Source organism: Streptomyces sp. CHD11, from assembly GCF_018638295.1.
Classification (GTDB): domain Bacteria; phylum Actinomycetota; class Actinomycetes; order Streptomycetales; family Streptomycetaceae; genus Streptomyces.
Map to the genome: position 1 here is coordinate 261,323 of NZ_JABTTS010000003.1, position 19,644 is coordinate 280,966.

Annotated in this window: 14 protein-coding genes; 2 read left to right on the plus strand and 12 right to left on the minus strand. The window is 72.8% G+C overall.

Translation table 11 applies throughout. The features are described 5' to 3' along the window. Positions 1-325: 325 nt before the first annotated feature. The 6 genes from HTV45_RS04760 to HTV45_RS04785 all read right to left on the minus strand — a co-directional run bounded on the left by HTV45_RS04760 (position 326) and on the right by HTV45_RS04785 (position 8,840). The gene (locus HTV45_RS04760) at positions 326-2,392 is read right to left on the minus strand and encodes an iron ABC transporter permease (protein ID WP_215204308.1); all 2,067 of its coding nucleotides are present in this window, start codon (positions 2,390-2,392) and stop codon (positions 326-328) included. Between the two features lie 4 nt (positions 2,393-2,396). Further along, positions 2,397-3,371: an iron-siderophore ABC transporter substrate-binding protein gene (locus tag HTV45_RS04765; protein WP_215204309.1), complete on the minus strand. Its 975-nt coding sequence runs from the start codon at positions 3,369-3,371 to the stop codon at positions 2,397-2,399. Next, a complete protein-coding gene (locus tag HTV45_RS04770) occupies positions 3,368-4,222 on the minus strand; it encodes an ABC transporter ATP-binding protein (protein WP_215204310.1) in 855 nt (284 codons plus the stop codon). Before HTV45_RS04770 ends, HTV45_RS04765 begins: the two co-directional genes overlap by 4 nt. Positions 4,223-4,300: 78 nt before the next feature. After that, complete coding sequence (locus HTV45_RS04775; RefSeq protein WP_215204311.1) at positions 4,301-5,485, minus strand: spore photoproduct lyase family protein; 1,185 nt, start codon at positions 5,483-5,485, stop codon at positions 4,301-4,303. A gap of 558 nt (positions 5,486-6,043) precedes the next feature. After that, entirely contained in the window at positions 6,044-8,320 is a 2,277-nt protein-coding gene (locus HTV45_RS04780; RefSeq protein WP_215204312.1) for a catalase, read from the minus strand. Between the two features lie 295 nt (positions 8,321-8,615). Then, the gene (locus HTV45_RS04785) at positions 8,616-8,840 is read right to left on the minus strand and encodes a hypothetical protein (RefSeq protein ID WP_215204313.1); all 225 of its coding nucleotides are present in this window, start codon (positions 8,838-8,840) and stop codon (positions 8,616-8,618) included. A gap of 177 nt (positions 8,841-9,017) precedes the next feature. Between HTV45_RS04785 and HTV45_RS04790 the strand changes: the two genes are divergently transcribed. After that, positions 9,018-9,491: a carboxymuconolactone decarboxylase family protein gene (locus HTV45_RS04790; protein ID WP_215204314.1), complete on the plus strand. Its 474-nt coding sequence runs from the start codon at positions 9,018-9,020 to the stop codon at positions 9,489-9,491. Positions 9,492-9,592: 101 nt separating this feature from the next. On the opposite strand, the gene msrA is transcribed toward HTV45_RS04790, so the two are convergent. From msrA to HTV45_RS04815, 5 genes are all read right to left on the minus strand, one after another. Further along, positions 9,593-10,105, minus strand: coding sequence for a peptide-methionine (S)-S-oxide reductase MsrA (msrA, locus tag HTV45_RS04795; RefSeq protein WP_215204315.1), 513 nt, complete (start codon positions 10,103-10,105; stop codon positions 9,593-9,595). Positions 10,106-10,281: 176 nt separating this feature from the next. Beyond that, positions 10,282-10,722 (minus strand): ATP-binding protein, encoded by a 441-nt coding sequence (locus HTV45_RS04800; protein WP_215204316.1) that lies wholly within the window; start codon positions 10,720-10,722, stop codon positions 10,282-10,284. A gap of 90 nt (positions 10,723-10,812) precedes the next feature. Further along, positions 10,813-13,212, minus strand: a complete 2,400-nt coding sequence (locus tag HTV45_RS04805) for a prolyl oligopeptidase family serine peptidase (RefSeq protein WP_215204317.1) — start codon at positions 13,210-13,212, stop codon at positions 10,813-10,815. Between the two features lie 5 nt (positions 13,213-13,217). Next, entirely contained in the window at positions 13,218-15,002 is a 1,785-nt protein-coding gene (locus HTV45_RS04810; RefSeq protein WP_215204318.1) for an N-acetylglutaminylglutamine amidotransferase, read from the minus strand. 229 nt (positions 15,003-15,231) lie between these two features. Beyond that, a complete protein-coding gene (locus HTV45_RS04815; protein WP_215204319.1) occupies positions 15,232-16,443 on the minus strand; it encodes a glutamate--cysteine ligase in 1,212 nt (403 codons plus the stop codon). 399 nt (positions 16,444-16,842) lie between these two features. Here HTV45_RS04815 and htpG point away from each other — a divergent pair, with 399 nt between their 5' ends. Continuing rightward, on the plus strand, positions 16,843-18,750 hold the full coding sequence (gene htpG / locus HTV45_RS04820) for a molecular chaperone HtpG (protein WP_215204320.1): 1,908 nt from the start codon (positions 16,843-16,845) through the stop codon (positions 18,748-18,750). A 51-nt stretch (positions 18,751-18,801) separates the two neighbouring features. Here the strand turns inward: htpG and HTV45_RS04825 are convergent, their stop codons facing one another. Continuing rightward, complete coding sequence (locus tag HTV45_RS04825; RefSeq protein ID WP_215204321.1) at positions 18,802-19,368, minus strand: DUF2269 domain-containing protein; 567 nt, start codon at positions 19,366-19,368, stop codon at positions 18,802-18,804. Between the last annotated feature and the right edge of the window lie 276 nt (positions 19,369-19,644).

The window sequence follows — 19,644 nt, forward strand, 5'->3', positions numbered from 1 at the left end:
GCCGCCTCCCGCGACGGCAGTCGGTGCGTGGCCGAGCGTGACTGGCCCGAACTGACTGCCGTCCTCGGTGCGTCGATGCCCCCGGCCCTGGCCGGCACGGCCCTCTTCACCGCGGGCGCCACCGGCGTCCGGCTGGAACGGCTCATGGCCGGGGTGGTGGAAGCGATCAGGCGTGAGGACGAGGAGTCCTGGCCGGGTACGGGGCTCTCGGTGGCACCGGGCGGTCCGCGGCGCACCAGGCTCCGTACGGGAGGGACATCGGGCCCGGCGGCGACGCGGAGGGACTCCCCCGCCGCCGGGCCCGGGTGCCTCCGGCTGTGGTCCGTCAACGGCGGTTGCGCATCAGCACGTACAGGAAGTAGGGCGTCCCGATCACCGCCGTCATGAGGCCGGCGCCCAGTTGGGCCGGAGCGATGACGGTGCGGCCCAGCAGGTCCGCGGTGCACACCAGTACGGCGCCCAGGAGCAGGGCGACGGGCAGGACCCTGGTGTGCCGTCGCCCGACGAGGGCGCGTGCCGCGTGCGGGGCGACCAGACCGACGAAGCCGATGGTGCCGGCGGCGGACACCGCGGCGGCGGTGAGCAGGACGCTCATGACGAGGAAGCCCAGCCGGCCCCGTGCCAGGTCGAGTCCGAGCAGCCGGGGGGTGTCCTCGTCGAGGGAGACGAGGTCGAGTTCCCTGTGCCGCACACCGGCCGTCACGACGCCGGCGGCGAGCACGGCGGCGAGCGGCAGGACGTCGGGCAGCGTCCGGCCGTAGGTGGAGCCGGACAGCCAGGTGAGGGCCTTGGTGGCGTTGAACGGGTCGGTGAGCACGATCAGCAGGCTGATCAGGGCCGTCGTACCGGCCGCGACACCGATGCCGACGAGGACCAGCCGGTTCTGCTGGAACCCCCCGCGTGCGGCGAGGCCGAACACCACCACCGCGGTGACCGCGGACCCCGCGAAGGCCGCTGCCGCGATGCCCCACGCCCCGGCGACGGGGACGCTGGTCACCAGGATCACGGCACCGAGGGCGCCGCCGCCGGAGACGCCGAGGACGGCGGGTTCCGCGAGCGGGTTGCGGGTGACCGCCTGCACCAGGGTGCCGGCCAGCGCGAGTGCCGCGCCGGCGAGGAGCGCGGCGAACACGCGGGGCGTGCGGGTCTCCAGGACGAAGGAGACGGTGCGGCCCGCTCTGCCCTGCAGCCAGTTGGACACGTCGCCGAGCAGCAGCTTGCTGTCACCCATGAGGACCGCGGCGACGGTGACGCCGGCCAGGGCGAGCGAGAGCACGACGAGGGTGGTGACGAAGACGGCGCGACTGCGGATGCGGAGCCTGTCGGGCGCCGCCGCTCCGGCGGTGTCGCGGAGCCGGGCCGCCATCACCACCAGGAACACCGCGCCGACGAGGCTGGTGACCACGCCCGTGGGGACGGCGACCGCGGTGTCGGAGTCGATGAACGCGCGCAGCAGCACGTCCGCTCCGAGGACCAGCGCGGCGCCGACCAGTCCCGCGACCGGCACTCCGGCCCGCAGCCGCGTGATCCCGCGGAACCAGCGGGCCAGCGGGCGGACGAGGGCCGGGGCGCACAGGCCGACGAAGCCGATCGGTCCGGCGAGGGTGACCGCAGCCGCGGAGAGCAGTGTCGCGAGCACGACGGCCGTGATCCGTGTGGCGCGCACCGGGACGCCGAGTCCGCGGGCCGCGTCGTCACCGAGGGCGAGGGCGTCGACCCGGCGGGCGATGAGCAGCAGGCCGGCGAGTCCGGCGACGGCGACGGGCAGCATCTGCAGGACACCGTCGAAGCCGTTCTGGCCGATGCTGCCCTGGTTCCACTGGTAGAGGCCCTCGGTCTCCTGCGGGAACAGCAGCAGCAGTCCCTGGGTGACGGCGGTCAGTCCGAGGGCGAGCGCGGTACCGGCGAGCACGAGGCGTACGGTGCCCGCGCCGAGGCCCGACAGTCCGAGGACGACGGCCGCCGCCGCGAGTCCGCCGGCGAAGGCGACGCCCGAGGAGGCCAGCAGGGGCAGCGACACTCCGGTGACGGCGGCGACACCGAGGGCGAGGTAGGAGCCGGCGTTGACGGCCAGGGTGTCCGGGGAGGCCAGGACGTTGCGGCTGACGGCCTGCAGGGCGACGCCGGCCATGCCGAGGGCGGCGCCGACGAGGAGGCCGGCGGCCATTCTGGGCAGGCGTGAGGCGACGACGACGGAGGCGTCGGCGGGATCGGCCTGGCCCGTGATGGCCTTGAGGACCTCTGCCGGGCCGACCGCGGCCGTGCCCTGGGTGATGTCGACGACGGCGAGGGCGGCGACCAGGAGCACGAGCGCGGTCGTCACCGCGGCCGCGCCCGTCCGGGACGACACGGTCGCCGGACGGGCGGTGGGAGTGGTGGCGGTGACGGCCATCGCGCTACTTCGTCAGCGAGGCGACGAGGGCGTCGGCGTACGCCTCCATCGAGCCGGTGCCACCGAACATCCAGATGCCGTCGTCCAGCCGGTGCACGTCACCGGACTTCACGAACGGCAGCGACTTCCATACGGCGTTGGAGGCGAGCTCCTTGCCGAAGGGGTCGCTGCTCGCGTCGCCCTCGTTGCCGATGTAGACGAACCGCGCGGTGCCCAGTGCGGTCAGGCCCTCGACGTCGGTGGCGGCCAGACCGTACGCCTCGTCGCCCTTCAGCTTCCAGGCGTTCTTCAGTCCGAGCCGCTCGTTGACCCCGCCGATGAGTGAACCGGCGGTGTAGGGGCGGACGGAGACCTGGTTGGAGCTGACGTAGCCGTCGGCGAAGGCGATCTCCGTGCCGTCCAGGCCGGCGTCGGCGAGGGCCTTGCTCCCCTCCGCGAGCTTGGCGTCGAAGTTCTTCTTCAGGGTCGTGGCGCGTTCGGTGGTGCCGGTGGCCTCGGCGATGAGGTCGAGGTTCTCCAGCATCTGGCCGACCGGGTCGGAGGCGTCGGCGGACGTCACCGTGACGACCGGGGCGACCTTGCGCAACTGCTTCACGGCGTTCGGCTGCAGATCGCTGGTGGCGACGATCAGGTCGGGCTCGAGGGAGGCGATGGTGTCCATGCTGGGCTCGCCGCGGGTGCCGATGTCCTTGGGCTCGTTCTCGAGCGGGACGGCGGAGTCCCACGCCTGGTATCCCTTGACGTCGGCCACGCCGACCGGGTCGACGCCCAGTGAGATCAGGTGCTCGACCACGTTCCACTCGGTGCCGACGACCTTCTTGGCGGGGCCGTCGAGTTCGACCTTCGCGCCGGTGGCGTCGGTGAGGGTGATCGCCTCGGTGGACTCCTTGGCGTCGTCGGCGGCGGGTTCGGTGGTGCCGCAGGCGGCGAGCAGGAGGGCGGCGGCGGCCAGGGGCGCGGTGCGCAGGAGGCGTCTCATGAGGTGGTACGGAGCCTTTCGCTTCGGGTGTGGTGGCGGCCGATGGCGCGGGTGCGCAGCCGGCCGGTGAGGGGGTCGGTGCCGACCTCGATGCGGATGCCGTAGACCTCGGTCAGGCGTTCCGGGGTGAGGACGTCCTCGGGCGGGCCCTCGGCGACGACACGGCCGGACGCGAGGAGCACGATCCGGTCGGCGACGGCCGCCGCCTGGTCGAGGTCGTGCAGGACGACACCGACCGCGATGCCGTGCTCCTCCGCCAGGTCGCGTACGAGGTCGAGGAGTTCGACCTGGTAGCGCAGGTCGAGGTAGGTGGTGGGTTCGTCGAGGAGGAGGACGCCGGTCTCCTGGGCGAGGCAGCCGGCCAGCCATACGCGCTGGAGCTGGCCGCCGGAGAGGTGTTCGGCTCCGCGCTCGGCGAGTTCGGTGACTCCGGTCAGGGCGAGTGCGCGGTCGACGGCGGCGCGGCCGCCGGGGTCCGTGCCGCCCCATCGGCCGCGGTGCGGGTAGCGGCCGAACTCGACGACGTCCCGCACGCTCAGCCCGCTGGGCGTGGGACGTCCCTGCAGCAGCAGGGCGACGCGGCGGGAGAACTCGCGAGGGCTGAGGGCCAGCGCGTCGGTGCCTGCGTCGATGGTGAGCGCGGCGCTGCGTGGCCGCTGCAGCCGGGCGACCGTGCGCAGCAGGGTCGACTTGCCGCTGCCGTTCGGGCCCACCAGGGCGGTCACTTCGCCGGGGCGCAGGGTCAGTGCCGCGTCGTGCACGACGTCCGTGCCGTCGTACGCCACGGTCACGTCGGTGGCCGACAGTTCGTGCCCGCGCGGGCCCAGGGCCGCCTCTTCACCAGGAATCACGAGGCAAGGTTAGCCTACCCTTAACGCACGTGATCAGGGGGTGACCCGCGGCGGATCCGGGAGTCTCCTGCCGGGCCGTCAGAAGGCGTAGCGCACACCCAGCCACGGTGTGTGCCGGTCGAGTAGTTCACGCAGGTCCGCGAGGGCACGGCGCTTGATGCCGGCGCGGTAGCGGAGGTTGAGGGCGCCGTTCTGGGAGCGTTTGGTCTCCTGCTCGGCGGGCCGCCACAGCACGTCCTCGCCGCGCGGATGCCAGCGGAGGTTCACCTCGTGCAGGTCCGCGTTGTGGGTGAGCATGATGACCTCGGCCAGCGCCTGCCGTTTGACACGCTGCGGCAGTACGTCGTCCATGTGCCGCAACAGCTCCGTCCAGGCTTCCTGCCAGCCGGGGCGGATCACGACGGGCGAGAGGTTGAAGTGCACCTCGTAGCCCGCGTCGAGGAAGTCCGCGGCCGCGGCGATCCGGCGGTCGACCGGGCTGGTGCGCAGGTCGAGCAGGCGCGAGTCCTCGGCCGGCATCACCGAGAACCGGACACGGGTGCGGCCGCGCGGGTCGAGGTCCAGCAGGTCGGGATTGACGAACTTGGTCGCGAAGGACGCCTTCGCGGTGGGCCAGTCACGGAAGGCACGGACCAGGTCGGCGGTGTTGTCGCAGACGAGCGCGTCGACGGAGCAGTCGCCGTTCTCCCCGATGTCGTACACCCAGGCCTCGGGGTCGCACTGGTTGGGCTCCGTTTTGGGGCCCTGGGCGGCGACGTGGCGTCCCAGGTGGGCGATGATCCGGTCGATGTTGGTGAAGAGGGTGATCGGGTTGGCGAAGCCCTTGCGGCGGGGCACGTAGCAGTACACGCAGGACAGGGCGCAGCCGTTGGACGGACCGGGGGCGATCCAGTCGGCGGAGCGGCCGTTGGGGCGCGTGGTGAGGGTCTTCTTCACGCCCAGCACGAGCGTCTCGCGCTTGATCCGCATCCAGCGGTCGGCGCTGCCCTCGTTCCCGTGCAGCTCGGGGATGCGCCAGTGGGAGTCCACCTCGATGAGTCGGGCGCCGGGGAACCTGGCCAGGATCTCTCTGCCGCGGGGCGAGACGGCGGCGGCCGGTTCGGCGTGGATCTCACGGATCGCGAGGAGCCGGCGCGCGTGCTCGGAGTCGCGGAACGCGGAGGCGGACGGCGCCGGCCGCGGGGCCGCCGGCTTCAGCGGCAGCTCGTCGAGGCCGAAGAGCGGCTCCTGCGGGCCGTGGGACGGGGAGGAGTGGTGGCGCATGTGGTGACCGGCTGCTCGGACGGGGAGGCGGCACGCAGTCCGCCGGCCGGGTCCGGCGGGACCCGGTCTCTCCACTGTACGGCGCGGAGCCGTCTGCCGCGGTCGGCAGCTTCGCAGGTCACCGTGTGTGACGGGGGTCCGTGGGCCCCGCCCCGCCGGCGGGCGCGAGACCCCGGGCGGCCGTCTCGCCGGCGCCGAGCCGCTCGCTCGGCCTCCCCCGGCACCGGCTCCGCCTCCGGCTCCCCGGGTCGGCCGGTGAGAGGTTGCCCGGTCGGCGTTCACGTCGCCGGGTGGGAGCCGGGTCGGTGCGGTCGGCGGACGGCGGGCGAGATGCAGGGCTGGGCCCCCTGCGGCGGAACGGCCCCTCGTAGGGTCCGGGGCGGGCCGGGCCGCCCTGCCGGCCGGCCGACGCGTGCGGTTCGGGGTTGGCCGCCCCGCCGCCCCGGCCCGCTCCGCCCCTGAGGGCGGTGCCCCGGACCCTTGTCGAGGCCGAACGGCCGCCGGGTCGCCGGCGGCCGTTCGCCCGGGTCAAGGGCGTGCGCGAGGAGGGGCGGTGGATCAGTCCCGGGGAGTGAAGCGTTCCCAGACGCGGTGTGCGGCCAGCAGCTCGCGGACCTGCTCGAGGGCGGTGGAGCCGGAGTCGGCGACGATGACGCCGGGGGCGTCGGCGGGGACGCCGGCGGCCGCGAGGGCCGCCTCGCCACCCGCCCAGGCGGCGATCGCCTTGCCGTGCCGGAATGCCTCCGCCAGCAGCTGGTCCACCCGCGGATCCGTCGCCGGCCGCCGTACCGCCGGCGCTCCCCTGCCGTCGCGCACGCCGGGCGCGTCCCCGCTCACGGCCGGCGGACCCGCCACCAGCACGGCGTCGAACTCGATGGAACGCGCGGTGACGTAACTGCGCTGGGCCGTCAGGGCGCCGGCGCCGGTGCCGAGCGTGCCGCCGGTGGGTGCGACGACCAGCGGCACCATGCCGGCTTCGAGGACCGCGTCGCGTACCGCGTGCACCCCGTCCAGGTCACCGTCCGGGGCCGTGAGGATGCCGATGACGCGGCCGTCCACCGGCCAGGTCTTCCCGAGCTGCGAGAGCGCCGGGCTCGGCGTGACATCGGCGAGCGGCACGGTGGGCTCCGGTGCGGGCAGCCCGAGCCCTTCGGCGACGCCGGCGCACAGCTCGGGGTCGATGTTGGCCAGGACCTGGAGGGTCCGTTCCCTGATGGCCTCTTCGTAGCACTTGCCCAGCTCGAAGGTGTAGGCGCCGATGATGTGCTCGCGCTCCACCGGGCTCATGCTGAGCCAGAACCGGCGGGGCTGGCTGAAGTGGTCCGCGAAGGACTCCGGCGCCTCGCGCACCTTCCGCCCCTCCGGGACGCTCACCGGTGTCTCGATGTACGCGCTCATGTCCGCGCCCGCGGTGAACGGGCAGCCGCCGTCGAGGGAGTTGGGCCGGTAGGGGGCCACGCCCCGGTGCACGGCGGTCTGGTGCATGCCGTCGCGCAGCATGTCGTTGACCGGTGCCTGGGGCCGGTTGATGGGCAGTTGCGGGAAGTTGGGGCCGCCCAGACGCGTGATCTGGGTGTCCAGGTACGAGAAGAGGCGGCCCGCGAGCAGGGGGTCGTCGGTGACGTCGATGCCGGGCACGAGGTGTCCGACGTGGAAGGCGACCTGCTCGGTCTCGGCGAAGAAGTTGGACGGGTTGCGGTCGAGGGTCATCAGCCCGATCGGCTGCACCGGGGCGAGTTCTTCGGGGACGATGTTCGTCGGGTCCAGCAGGTCGATGCCCTCGAAGGTCTGGTCCGGGGTGTCGGGGAAGGTCTGGATGCCCAGCTCCCACTGCGGGTACGCGCCCGACTCGATGGCGTCGGCGAGGTCCCGTCGGTGGAAGTCAGGGTCGTTGCCGTTGATGAGCTGTGCCTCGTCCCACACCAGGGAGTGCACGCCCAGCTTGGGCTTCCAGTGGAACTTCACCAGCGTCGTGCCGCCCTCGGCGTTCACCAGGCGGAAGGTGTGGACGCCGAAGCCCTCCATCATCCGGTAGGAGCGCGGGATACCCCGGTCGCCCATGAAGAAGATCGTGTGGTGCGTCGCCTCGGTGTGCAGGGAGACGAAGTCCCAGAAGGTGTCGTGCGCGCTCTGCGCCTGCGGGATCTCCCGGTCCGGGTGCGGCTTCGCGGCGTGCACCACGTCGGGGAACTTGATCGCGTCCTGGATGAAGAAGACCGGGATGTTGTTGCCGACCAGGTCGAAGACGCCCTCGCTGGTGTAGAACTTGGTCGCGAATCCGCGGGTGTCGCGCACGGTGTCGGCGGACCCGCGCGAGCCGACCACCGTGGAGAACCGCACGAACACCGGCGTCTCGACGTCAGCGGCCAGGAATCCCGCCTTGGTCACGGAGGCCGCCGTGCCGTAGCTCTGGAACACGCCGTGCGCGCCCGCGCCGCGGGCGTGGACCACGCGCTCCGGGATGCGCTCGTGGTCGAAGTGCATGATCTTCTCGCGCAGATGGTGGTCCTGGAGCAGTACGGGACCGCGCGGGCCGGCCTTCAGCGAGTGGTCGGTGTCGTACAGCCGCGTCCCCTGCGCGTTCGTCAGATAGCTCCCGGACTGGGCCATCCTGGCCTGGTCGGCCCCGGTCGGCGAGCCGGTGGGCGAGACGGTGTCCGGGCCGCTCTGGTCGGGCTTCGGGGGCAGTGGATCGCGGGGTTCGGTCGGCTCCGCCACGGTGGGCGGTTCGGAGTTCGGCCGTCCGGGGATTCCGTCGGCGGGCGCCGACCCGGCGCCGTGCAGGCTTTCGGTGATCTTCTTCGCTGCCCGCTTGACGGGATTGGCCTCGCTCATGGGGGGTGACACTCCTCCGCTGGGGACCGGCCACGGACGGGGTGGCCGTGCGTTCAGTTGCCGATTGCGGACGATCCGACGGAACCCGGCACCGGAAAGGGGCGCCGGGCAGTGCAAACGTCTCACGACGGGGCATACCGCGCAGAGGGCGTGGAGCGATGGGGTGAACCGCCGTCCCGCAGTGTCCACGCCCCGCAGCCCCCCGCGCTCCCGCCGGATCCGACCACCCGGCCCGCGTACCCCTGAGGCGGAAGTCAAGGCATGGAGATCGCAGGGACGGCGCGCGACGGCGGTGTCAGAACAACCGACCCTGCTCGGCCGTGCCGGTCCGGCGCGGGGCGCGGGGCGGTCCGGAGCGCCGCGACGGAGTCTCCTCCCCGAACAGCGGCTCGGTACCGCACTCGTCGGGCTCGGCCGGCACCACCACGGGGCCCGTACCCACGTTGAGGCAGAGCGGGGCGTCTCGGTCGAAGTCCCCGGGCGTCATGTCCGCCCAGTCGCGTTCCCGACGCTCACTCACCGACGCTCCGCTCCCCGTTCACCGGGACAGATTAGCGGCCGCGGGACGCCGGGTGGACGGCGCGCCGCACAGTGCCGCCCGGCCAGGAGACGTAGGTCACACCCGTGTTGCGGTCACACCTGGGTGGGCCGGTCCGTCAGTGCGGTGCGACCCGGAAATCCGACCAAGGAGATTCTCATGAACCCGCGACTCGACTTCTTCGGCAACACCCTCGCCGCCAAGGTGATGCGGCACATCAACTCGGCGGGCAGGGCGGTGACGGACTCCGGGCTGCCGCACACCACCCAGGAACTGGTGAAGATCCGTGCCAGCCAGATCAACGGCTGTGGTTTCTGCACCGACATGCACACCAAGGACGCCGCCGCGGCCGGCGAGACACAGGTCCGGCTCAACCTGGTGGCCGCCTGGCGGGAGGCCCCCGTCTTCACCGAGGCCGAGCGTGCCGCGCTGGAACTGACCGAGCAGGGCACCCGGATCGCCGACGCGGCCGGCGGCGTGAACGACGACGTCTGGGCGAACGCGGCCAAGCACTACGACGAGGACCAGCTCGTCGCCCTCGTCTCCCTCATCGCCGTCATCAACGCCTACAACCGCATCAACGTCATCAACCGGCAGCCCGCCGGCGACTACCAGCCCGGCCAGTTCGGCTGACCCGGCAGCCGGGCGGCGGGCCGCGGCCGGCCCGGCACAGGGCGGGAGGGCGCGCCGCCGAGCGTGCGCGCCCTCCGTGTGTCCGTCTCCGGCTGCCCGGGTCAGGCCTCCGTGCGCTTCGGCAGACGCCAGCCCGGCCGTACGAAGTGACAGGTGTAGCCGTCCGGGTAGCGCTGCAGATAGTCCTGGTGCTCCGGTTCGGCCTCCCAGAAGGGACCGGCCGGTACGACCTCGGTCACCACCTTGCCCGGCCAGAGACCGGAGGCGTCGACATCGGCGATCGTGTCCTCGGCGACGCGCTTCTGCTCGTCGTCGAGGTAGAAGATGGCCGAGCGATAGCTCGTCCCGACGTCGTTTCCCTGACGGTTCCTCGTGGTCGGGTCGTGGATCTGGAAGAAGTACTCCAGGATCGTGCGGTAGTCGGTCACGGCGGGGTCGTAGGTGATCTCGATCGACTCGGCGTGGGTGCCGTGGTTGCGGTAGGTCGCGTGCGGCACGTCGCCACCGCTGTACCCCACCCGCGTCGTCAGCACGCCCGGGAACGTGCGGATCAGTTCCTCCACGCCCCAGAAGCAGCCGCCCGCGAGCAGCGCCCTCTCCTCGGTCCTCGTCATATCGTCCGCCCTTCTCCCAGGTGTCCTGCGACGTACCCCAGTGAGAACCCCGCCGCGGACACCATTGTTCCGGCCGCCCCGGCGGCGCCGTACGGCGGGGCGGCCCTGCTGGAGCGCTACGGCTGAAACGCGGGGCGGGCGACGGCGCCGCCCGCCCCGCCTCCGTTCCGTACGGCTCAGGCGAGGAGGGAGATACGGGCGGTGATGCTCTTGCCGGCCGCCTCCTGGCGTACGTCCAGGGCCTGGGCGACGGCCATCACGATCTCCAGTCCGTGCTGTCCCACCCGGCCGGGATCGGCGTTCCTGGCCACGGGCGCCTCGGGGTTGCCGTCGTGGACGATCACCTCGACGGCGTCGCCGGCGAGCCGCAGATCCAGTCCGACAGGGCCCGGCGCGTACTTGCGGGCGTTGGTGACCAGCTCGCTCACCACGAGCTGGGTGACCTCCACCACGCGCGTCGGCACCGGCGAACCGTCCTCCGCCCGTGCCCGGCTCAGGAACGCGGCCGCGAGCTGGCGGGCCTGGGCTATCCAGGCTCCGTCCCCGTCCAGGGCGTAGGAAGCCCGCAGACTGGGTGCCCCTGGCACCGCCCCTTCGTCGAGAGGAACTGGTTCCATCCGGTCCGCCTTTACTCACCGATCACACCGCGCGACTACCCGCATCGCTCCCCCGCACGCCCCTGAAGTGTGACAGGTACCTCCGACATCTCAGTCCGCCAGGTGCCGTTCCATCCAGTCGGCGGCGCTCCGGCGGAACAGGCGGCGGTTGTCGGCGCGGCGGAAATCGTGGCCCTCGTGGCGCAGTAGCAGGAGTTCCGCCTCCAGTCCTCGTTCCCTGGCTGCCCGCACGAACTGCTCGGACTCGCCCGGGGGCACATTGCTGTCGTGCTCGCCGTGCACCGCCAGGACCGGGGCCCGCAGGGCGTCGATGCGGCTCATCGGCGACAGCGTGTGCAGGAGTTGCCGGTCGTGCTCCGGGTGCCCGTACTTGTGGGCGGCGGACTGGGCGATCCAGGGCTCGGTCCCGGCGAAGAAGGTGGCGAAGTCCGACATGCCGCAGACCGCCACACCCGTGCGGAACAGGTCCGGGTGCCACACCAGGGACGCCATCACCAGGTAGCCGCCGTACGAGCGGCCCATCACGGCCATCCGCCGGGGGTCCGCCAGGCCCTCGACGATCACGTGCGCCGCGCAGTCGGCGACGTCGTTGATGGCGTCGAAGCGCCCCGTCCCCAGGTCCGCGTCCACGAACGAGCGGCCGTGCCCGGAGGAGCCTCGGACGTCGGGCGCGAACACGTCCAGTCCCCTGCCGAGCAGTTCGAGGTAGAGCGGTTCCAGCACGGGGCGCTCCTGTTCCTCCGGTCCGCCGTGCAGGTGCAGGACGCACGGGGCCGGTGCGCCGGGCGAGCGGCCCGGGGCGCGGTAGTACCAGCCGCCGAGGGTGAGCCCGTCGCGGGCCACGGGGCTCACCTGCACGGGTCGCACGGCCGTGCGGCCTGCCGGGACGGCGTCCTCGTCGCGCGAGGACCACGGGGTGCGCAGGGGCAGCCCGTGCGGGAGCCACCACACTCCGGGATGGCGACGGGATCCCGAGAGCGCGACGACGGTGACGTCCGGGTCGGCGGTGGGCGCGATGCGGGTCACCACCTCGTGGGGCAGGTCGACGACCCGTCCGGTGTCCGCGGAGGCGGGGCGGGCCGCCGCACCGGTGTCTGTCGCGCCGCCCTCCCCTCCGGCGTAGGACGACAGGCCCGCGTCCGGACCGGCGTCCGGTGACGGGCCCGCCGCCGGCCCATCGGCGGGCGGCGGGTCCCCGGCGCGTCCGCCGGGGAGGGACGGACCGGCGTCCGCTCCACTTCCGGGCGGCGCGCCACCGTCCGGGCCGGCAGGGAGCGACGGGCCGCTCTCCCCTCCGGCACGCGAGGCCGGGCCCGCGTCCGGACCGGCGTCCGGTGACGGGCCTGTCACCAGCTCGCCGTCGGGCGACGGGGAGGCACCCGTCGCACCGGAGGTCCGGGCGGTGCCGGGGGACGGTGCCGTGGTCAGCCCGGTCACCTCCAGTTCGCTCACCCCGCGCACGTTCCACGCCAGCACCGCACGCCGTCCGTCCCGTCCCAGGGCGAGCAGTTCCAGGTCGCAGTCGGGCCGCTGGGCGGCCACCGTGGTACCGAGCAGATGACCCCGGCGGTCGAGCCGCGCGGCGACGAGCGCGGCGTACTCCCGGCCGCCGTCGCTGCGCAGCCACACCGTGCCGGCGTCCGGGGAGAAGCCGCCGATCCACGGGTCGCCGTCGGCGACCGGCAGCGCGCAGGTCACCACCCGGTCGCCGGTACGGACGACGAGCGCCTCGCGGCGCCCTCGGGGGCCCCGGTACACCAGGGCGAGCCGGCCGTCCCGGCTGAGGTCGCACACGCGCTGGTTGGCCGCGCCGCGTTCACTCGCCAGCAGGACGGGGGCGTCCAGCCCCTCGGGGTCGACGAGATACGCGGACAGGGCCCTCGGTTCCGGTTCGTCGGCGGACACCGTGCGGTCGCCTTCGGCGGGGCCGAGTCGTGCGGCGCCCGGTTGCAGCAGCACGGCCCGGCCGTCACGGCCTGCCCGGTTGGCGGAGTGGGAGGCACCCGGCGACGCCGCCTGGCCGGGGCGCGTGGCGAAGGACGGGGCGGAGTCGGTGACGGTCACGGCGACCGCGGAGCCGTCGTGCTGCCAGCAGCCGAGGCGTGCGGAGGTGCCCGGCTCACCGCCCGCCAGCAGGTGCCGTCCGGTGCCGTCGGGACGTACGCACAGGACGCGGGTGAGTTCGCCGCCGTCCGGTGCCGCCGTGTAGGCGATCCAGCGGCCGTCCGGGGACCAGGACACCTCCGTGACCGGATGCGGGTCGGCGTCGAGCCGGCGCACCTCTTCACCGGCCACCGGGGCTGTCCACAGCTGCGGCACCCCGGCCCGGTCGCAGATGAAGGCGACGGACCGGCCGCCGGGGTCCACGGAGGGGTACCAGCAGCCGTGAACGGCCGGGGGCGGTACGTCGTACGGCGTGGCGGTGTCCGTGAGCCGTACCGGCTCCGGTGCGGGGTGCGCCCGCGTGGCGGTGTCGGTGCGTGTCTCCATGCCGGTCAGCGGATCCCGTGCGTCTGCAGCCAGGTCTCCAGCAGCGCCGTCTGCCACAGGGCGTTCGCCCCGCGCCTGGTGCGGTGCGCGTCCGGCGCGGCGAGCAGTCCGGCGACGTACTCCTCGCGGAAGACGCCGCGGGCCCTGGCCTCGGGGGCGGTGAGCGTCTCACGGACCCGCTGGAGGACGGTTCCGGCCATGTGCTTGATCGCCGGGACGGGGAAGTAGCCCTTGGGCCGGTCGACGACCTGACGCGGCAGGACCCGTCGGCCGACGGCCTTGAGGACGCCCTTTCCGCCGTCAGCGAGCTTCAGCTCGGGCGGGCAGGCGGCGGCCAGTTCGACCAGTTCGTGGTCGAGGAACGGCACCCTGGCCTCCAGGCCCCAGTCCATCGTCATGTTGTCGACCCGTTTGACCGGATCGTCGACCATCATCACAAGGGTGTCCAGGCGGAGATCGGCGTCGAGCGCCGTCTCGGCGCCCCCGGCCGCCATGTGCGCGCGGACGAACTCCGCGGAGGTGTCCCGGTCCGGCAGCAGGCCGGGCTGGAGCACCGCCGCCAGGTCGGCGTGCGACCGGTCGAAGTAGGTGTCGATGTACGCCTCGGCGGCATCCCGGCGCGGCACGGCCGCCATCCGCGGGTACCAGTCGTAACCGGCGAACAACTCGTCGGCGCCCTGGCCGCTCTGCACGACCTTGACCTCCTTGGCCACCTGCTCCGAGAGCAGGTGGAAGGCGACCACGTCATGGCTCATCATCGGCTCGCTCATGGCACGGACCGCCCCGTCCAGCGCGCCGGCGACCCGGTCGGAGGGGACCATCAGCTGGTGGTGGCGGGTGTCGAAACGCCGGGCCACCAGATCGGAGTAGGCGAACTCGTCGCCCTCCTCGTCGCCCTCGGACTCGAATCCGACGCTGAAGGTCGCGAGGTCCTCCTGGCCCTCGCCGGCCAGCAGCGCCACGATCAGGCTGGAGTCCAGGCCGCCCGAGAGCAGCACTCCGACCGGCACGTCGGCGACCATGCGGCGGCGTACGGCGGTGCGCAGGGCGTCCAGTACGGCATCGGTCCAGTCGTCGGAGCCGAGACCGGCGTACTCGGGCCGGCGGGTGTGGACGGGATGCCAGTAGCGGTGATCCTGGTGACCGCCGTCGGGCCGGACGACCCGCACGGTGGCCGGGGGCAGTTTGCGGACGCCGTTGAGGAGGGTGTGCGGCGCGGCGACGGTGGCGTGCCAGCTGAGGTACTGGTGCAGGGCGACCGGGTCCAGCGAGGTGTCGACGCCGCGGGCCGCGAGCAGCGCGGGCAGAGAGGAGGCGAACCTCAGGCGTTCGGTCGTGGCGGAGAGGTAGAGCGGTTTGATGCCGAGCCGGTCGCGGGCCAGGACCACGCACCCGGTGTCCTGCTCGACGATCGCGAAGGCGAACATGCCGTGGAAGCGCGTGACGCAGTCGGTACCCCACTGCCGGTACGCCTTGAGGACCACCTCGGTGTCGGACCGCGAGAAGAAGCGGTGGCCGAGGGCGTGCAGTTCGTCGCGGAGCTCGCGGTAGTTGTAGATACAGCCGTTGAACACGCCGGCGAGGCGGGCGCCGGGGTCGGTCATGGGCTGGGCGCCGCTGTCCGACAGGTCGATGATCTTCAGCCGGCGGTGTCCGAGGGCGGCCGGCCCCTGGGCCCACAGGCCGCGGCCGTCGGGGCCGCGCGGCGCGAGCCGATCGGTCATGCGTTCCACCGCCGCCATGTCCGGCCGCCCGCCGTCGAACCGTATCTCCCCGCTGAGTCCGCACATCAGCGCACCCTCCCGTCCCTCGGGGGCAGGCCCGGGCCCTGTGCGCGGTCCTGGTCCTGTTTCCGACCCTGGTCCCGGTCCTGTTTCCGATCCCGGTCCCGGTCCCGGTCCTGTTTCCGGTGCGGAGAAGACTGCGTGCTCCTGGACATGGCGGTGTGACACTCTCCTTGGTCAGGGGTCGCTGAGGACGCGCATGAGCGGGGTCCCGGGGCTCTCGGGCCCGTGCGGATCAGCCGGGCGTGCCCGGGGTCGTGGCCGAGTGCATGCAGGCGGGGGTACGGCCGGCGCCGTGCGGGCCGGCCGGATGCCGGGCGCGGCGGTGCCGGGCGCGGCGGTGCCGGGCGCCCGGCGTCAGGGGGTCCCCGCGGGTCTCGGCGACCAGCATGTCGACGCCGGCGAGCAGGTCCTCGTCCCGGGCCACCCGCCGCAGCCGTTGCGCCGCGCTGCCCGCCGCGAGGGCCTCGTCGAGAAGCGTGCGCACGGTGGCGAAGTCACCGGACGCCTCCAGCGCCGGGCGCAGCCGGCGCAGCATCCCGCGCAGCACCACCGGGGCCGGGGCCCCGCGGCGGGTCTCCGGGTCGACAAGGCGGTCCTCCAGACCCGAGCGCGCCGCGCGCCAGGTGGCGGCGCGCAGCCACTCGTGGTGTCCGTCGCACCCGTGGTCCGCGCCGCGCTCCAGACGGTCGATGGCGTCGCGCACCAGGGCGCGGAACAGCCCCGCGACCAGCGCCACCGTCTCGGTGCGCGGGCAGGCGTCGCAGACCCGCAGCTCCAGAGTGCGCTGATGGTCCGAGGGGCGTACGTCGTGGTAGAGCATCCCGGTGTCGGTGATGACGCCCGAGCCGATCAGTTCTGCCATGGCGGTGTCGTACTCCGCGGCGCTTCCGTAACAGCCGACGGGGCCCGCGGTCGGCCACCGCTGCCACAGCATGGTGCGCCAGCTCGCGTATCCGGTGTCGGATCCCAGCCAGAAGGGCGAACTGGCCGACAGGGCCAGCAGCGGCGGCAGCCAGGGCGTCAGCAGGCACATGGCGCGTACCGCGGTGTCCCGGTCGGGGACGTCGACGTGTATCTGGGCGCTGCAGATCAGCTGCTCGTCGGCGACCTGGCGGTAGTCGTCGGCCATGCGCCGGAAGCGGGGGTCGGCGGTGACGTCCCGGGAGGTGACCCGGGCCAGCGGCACGGTGCCCGCGGCGACGACGGCCAGACCGAAGGAAGAGGCGGCCGCGTCCATCCGGCGCCGGGTGGCGGACAGATCCGCGAACAGTTCGTCGAGTGTGCCGTGAACCCCGCTGTTGCTCTCCACGGCCGACTGCTGCAGTTCACGGCTGAAACCTGATCCGCCGAGCCGGCCGAGCAGCGTGTCGGCCCGTGGCACGAGCCGGCCGCTCTCCACATCCAGGACGTGAAACTCTTCCTCTGCTCCGATGCGCACCGTCACCGCTGGTCCCCTTGCTCTCGTCCTGTGCCGCCTCCGCGCGGGTCCCTGAGGTCACCGGCGGCGAATTCAGCGCATCCCGGGTGCCCAGGATGAGGTGTCCGCAATCGGACCGGGGCGCACGCCACGGATCGGGGACGGCCGCCCGCCGGGGCCCGGACGCGCCACCATGGACGTGGCGGTGTCCACGGCGCCGACGTGTGCGGCCGTGTCCGCCGCCTCCGGTGAGGGACGGCCGCCGTGGCCGGGGCCCTGCCGGCGGTGTCCGGGAGCTCGGCAACCCGCACCACGCGGCGGTGACGGGGCACGAGCAGGGGCATACCGCCGGGGGATGACGCGGCGTTGACTAGACTGAGCACACCGTATCCGGCGATCGATGGACCAGTGAGGTAAGCGCGAACCATGCCGACCGAAACGTTTGAGTTCCAGGTAGAGGCCCGTCAGCTGCTCCAGTTGATGATCCACTCGGTCTACTCGAACAAGGACGTCTTCCTCCGTGAACTCGTCTCCAACGCCTCCGACGCACTCGACAAGCTGCGTCTGGCCGCACTGCGGGACGACACGCTCGACGCCGACGTCTCCGATCTGCACATCGAGCTGGAGATCGACCGGGACGCCCGCACGCTGACCGTGCGGGACAACGGCATCGGGATGTCGTACGACGAGGTGGGACAGCTCATCGGCACCATCGCCAACTCGGGCACCGCCGAGTTCCTGCGCGAACTGAAGGAGGCCCAGGACGCGGCGGGCGCCGAGGGCCTGATCGGCCAGTTCGGTGTCGGCTTCTACTCGGGCTTCATGGTCGCGGACGAGGTCACCCTGCAGACCCGGCGCGCGGGAGAGCGGCAGGGCACTCGCTGGAGCTCGCGCGGCGAGGGCACGTACACGCTGGAGGCGGTCGACGACGCGCCGCAGGGCACCTCCGTCACGCTGCACCTCAAGCCGGCCGACCCGGACAACCAGCTGCACGACTACACCTCGGTATGGAAGATCAGGGAGATCGTCAAGCGCTACTCGGACTTCATCACCTGGCCGGTCAGGCTGGTCGGTGAGACGGACGAGGCGGGCGAGGACGGCGAGGCGTCCGGGCCGCAGACGCTGAACTCCATGAAGGCGCTGTGGGCGCGCTCGCGCGAGGAGGTGTCCGAGGAGGAGTACCACGAGCTGTACAAGCACATCGGGCACGACTGGCGTGAACCGCTGGAGACCATCCAGCTGCAGGCCGAGGGGACGTTCGAGTACCAGGCCCTGCTGTTCGTCCCCTCGCACGCCCCGCACGACCTGTTCAACCAGAACTTCCGGCACGGCCTGCAGCTGTATGTGAAGCGCGTCTTCATCATGGACGACTGCGAGGCGCTGCTGCCGTCGTACCTGCGGTTCGTCAAGGGTGTGGTCGACGCCCAGGACCTCTCGCTGAACGTGTCGCGCGAGATCCTCCAGCAGGACCGGCACATCCGGATGATGCAGCGCCGGCTGACGAAGAAGGTGCTGGCGTCGGTCAAGAGCATGATGACCGGTGACGCCGAGCGGTACGCCACGTTCTGGCGGGAGTTCGGCGCCGTACTGAAGGAGGGGCTGGTCACCGACCCCGACCACCGTGACGCCGTCCTCGCCGTGGCGTCGTTCGCGAGCACGCACGGGGACGACGCCACGGTCACGCTGAAGCAGTACGTGGAGCGGATGCCCGACGGGCAGGACGACATCTACTACCTCACCGGCGAGTCCCGGGAGAGCGTCGACAACTCCCCGCACATGGAGGCGTTCCGGGAGCGGGGCATCGAGGTGCTGCTGCTCACCGACCCGGTCGACGAGGTGTGGACCGACGCCGTCGGCGAGTACGAGGGCAAGCGGCTGCGGTCGGTCGCCAAGGGCGAGATCGACCTCGCCGCGCGGGAGGACGACAGGAGCGAGGGCGAGCGGGAGCAGCAGGCCGAGGCGTACGCGGGTCTGCTCGGCTGGATGCGGGAGCGGCTGGAGGAGGACATCAAGGAGGTGCGTCTGTCGACGCGGCTGACGAAGTCCCCTGCCTGTCTCGTCGCCGACGCGGACGACCTCACCCCGGCGCTGGAGAACATGTACCGGGCCATGGGCCAGGAGGTCCCGCGTACCCGGCGCGTCCTCGAACTCAACCCGGATCATGCCCTGGTGAAGGGTCTGAACGAGGCGTACGGGGAGCGGGAGGACCGCTCGGACCTCACCGAGACGGCCGAACTCCTGTACTCGCTCGCCGTGCTGGCGGAGGGCGGCCGGCCGAAGGACCCGGCGCGGTTCGTGCGGCAGATGGCGGACCGGCTGGAGCGCACGCTGTGAGCGGCCCGTCCGGAGCGCGAACGCCGTGAGACGACGCGAGCCCGTCCGCGCTCAGACGCGGGCGGGCTCGGCGGGCGCCGGTCTCCGGGCGGCTTCCCGGAGGCGCCGGCCGCGGCGGGTGAGACCCCAGGGTTTGAGGAGCGAGACCGCCGTCATGAAGACATAGGCGGTCAGAGAGACGACCGGTCCCGTCAGGACGTCGCCGCCGTCGGGCAGGGAGTCTCCGGCCACGACGGCCTCCACGGCCGCGTTGACGCCGGGTCGCAGGGCGAACACCGTGGCGGTGGTCGTGGCCAGGGTCAGCCAGAACTTCGTCCACACCCAGCGGTGCCTCGCCAGTCCCCAGGGTGTGCCCAGGGAGAGGACGAGCCCGCTGACGAGAGTCGGCAGGGCGAGCGGCAGCAGGAGCAGGTCGGCGAGAAGGTCCATGGCCCGGACGGACGCCTCCAGCATGCCGGCCGACCCGGTGGTGTTCGCGGTGACACCGAGCGCGAGCAGGCCTGCGGTGAGTCCGAGCCAGCCGGCGGAGGCGATGACGTGGACGACGAGAAGGGCCCGGCGTGCGGGGCGGCTGAGTTTCACCCCGCCCACGGTGCCGGGTCCGGACGACGCGGACATCTGACAGCGGGAGTAACCGCGCGTACTGACGTCGGCGTACACCGCGCGGCCGGACCGCGTCCAGGTACCCTCGGCGCCGTGCCGGCATCCGGCCCCCGCGGGGGCCGCTGCGACGGGCGGGACCGCTGCCCGGGGCCGGCCCCGTACCCATCCCGCCGCGGCGACGACCGTCCGCAGCACCGGCGGCAGCGGTAGCGGTAGCGGTGCCGGTGAGTACCGGCCGTGGGCACGGCCGTGGGCCGGGGACCACCAGGAGAGCGGGGACGCCGGGCGCTG

Excerpts from the sequence above, each read along its gene's own strand:
- HTV45_RS04775 (WP_215204311.1), bottom strand. The coding sequence starts at position 5,485 with ATGCGCCACCACTCCTCCCCGTCCCACGGCCCGCAGGAGCCGCTCTTC.
- HTV45_RS04760 (WP_215204308.1), bottom strand. The coding sequence starts at position 2,392 with ATGGCCGTCACCGCCACCACTCCCACCGCCCGTCCGGCGACCGTGTCG.
- HTV45_RS04810 (WP_215204318.1), bottom strand. The coding sequence starts at position 15,002 with ATGTGCGGACTCAGCGGGGAGATACGGTTCGACGGCGGGCGGCCGGAC.
- HTV45_RS04765 (WP_215204309.1), bottom strand. The coding sequence starts at position 3,371 with ATGAGACGCCTCCTGCGCACCGCGCCCCTGGCCGCCGCCGCCCTCCTG.
- htpG (WP_215204320.1), top strand. The coding sequence starts at position 16,843 with ATGCCGACCGAAACGTTTGAGTTCCAGGTAGAGGCCCGTCAGCTGCTC.
- HTV45_RS04800 (WP_215204316.1), bottom strand. The coding sequence starts at position 10,722 with ATGGAACCAGTTCCTCTCGACGAAGGGGCGGTGCCAGGGGCACCCAGT.
- HTV45_RS04780 (WP_215204312.1), bottom strand. The coding sequence starts at position 8,320 with ATGAGCGAGGCCAATCCCGTCAAGCGGGCAGCGAAGAAGATCACCGAA.
- HTV45_RS04805 (WP_215204317.1), bottom strand. The coding sequence starts at position 13,212 with ATGGAGACACGCACCGACACCGCCACGCGGGCGCACCCCGCACCGGAG.
- msrA (WP_215204315.1), bottom strand. The coding sequence starts at position 10,105 with ATGACGAGGACCGAGGAGAGGGCGCTGCTCGCGGGCGGCTGCTTCTGG.
- HTV45_RS04790 (WP_215204314.1), top strand. The coding sequence starts at position 9,018 with ATGAACCCGCGACTCGACTTCTTCGGCAACACCCTCGCCGCCAAGGTG.
- HTV45_RS04825 (WP_215204321.1), bottom strand. The coding sequence starts at position 19,368 with ATGTCCGCGTCGTCCGGACCCGGCACCGTGGGCGGGGTGAAACTCAGC.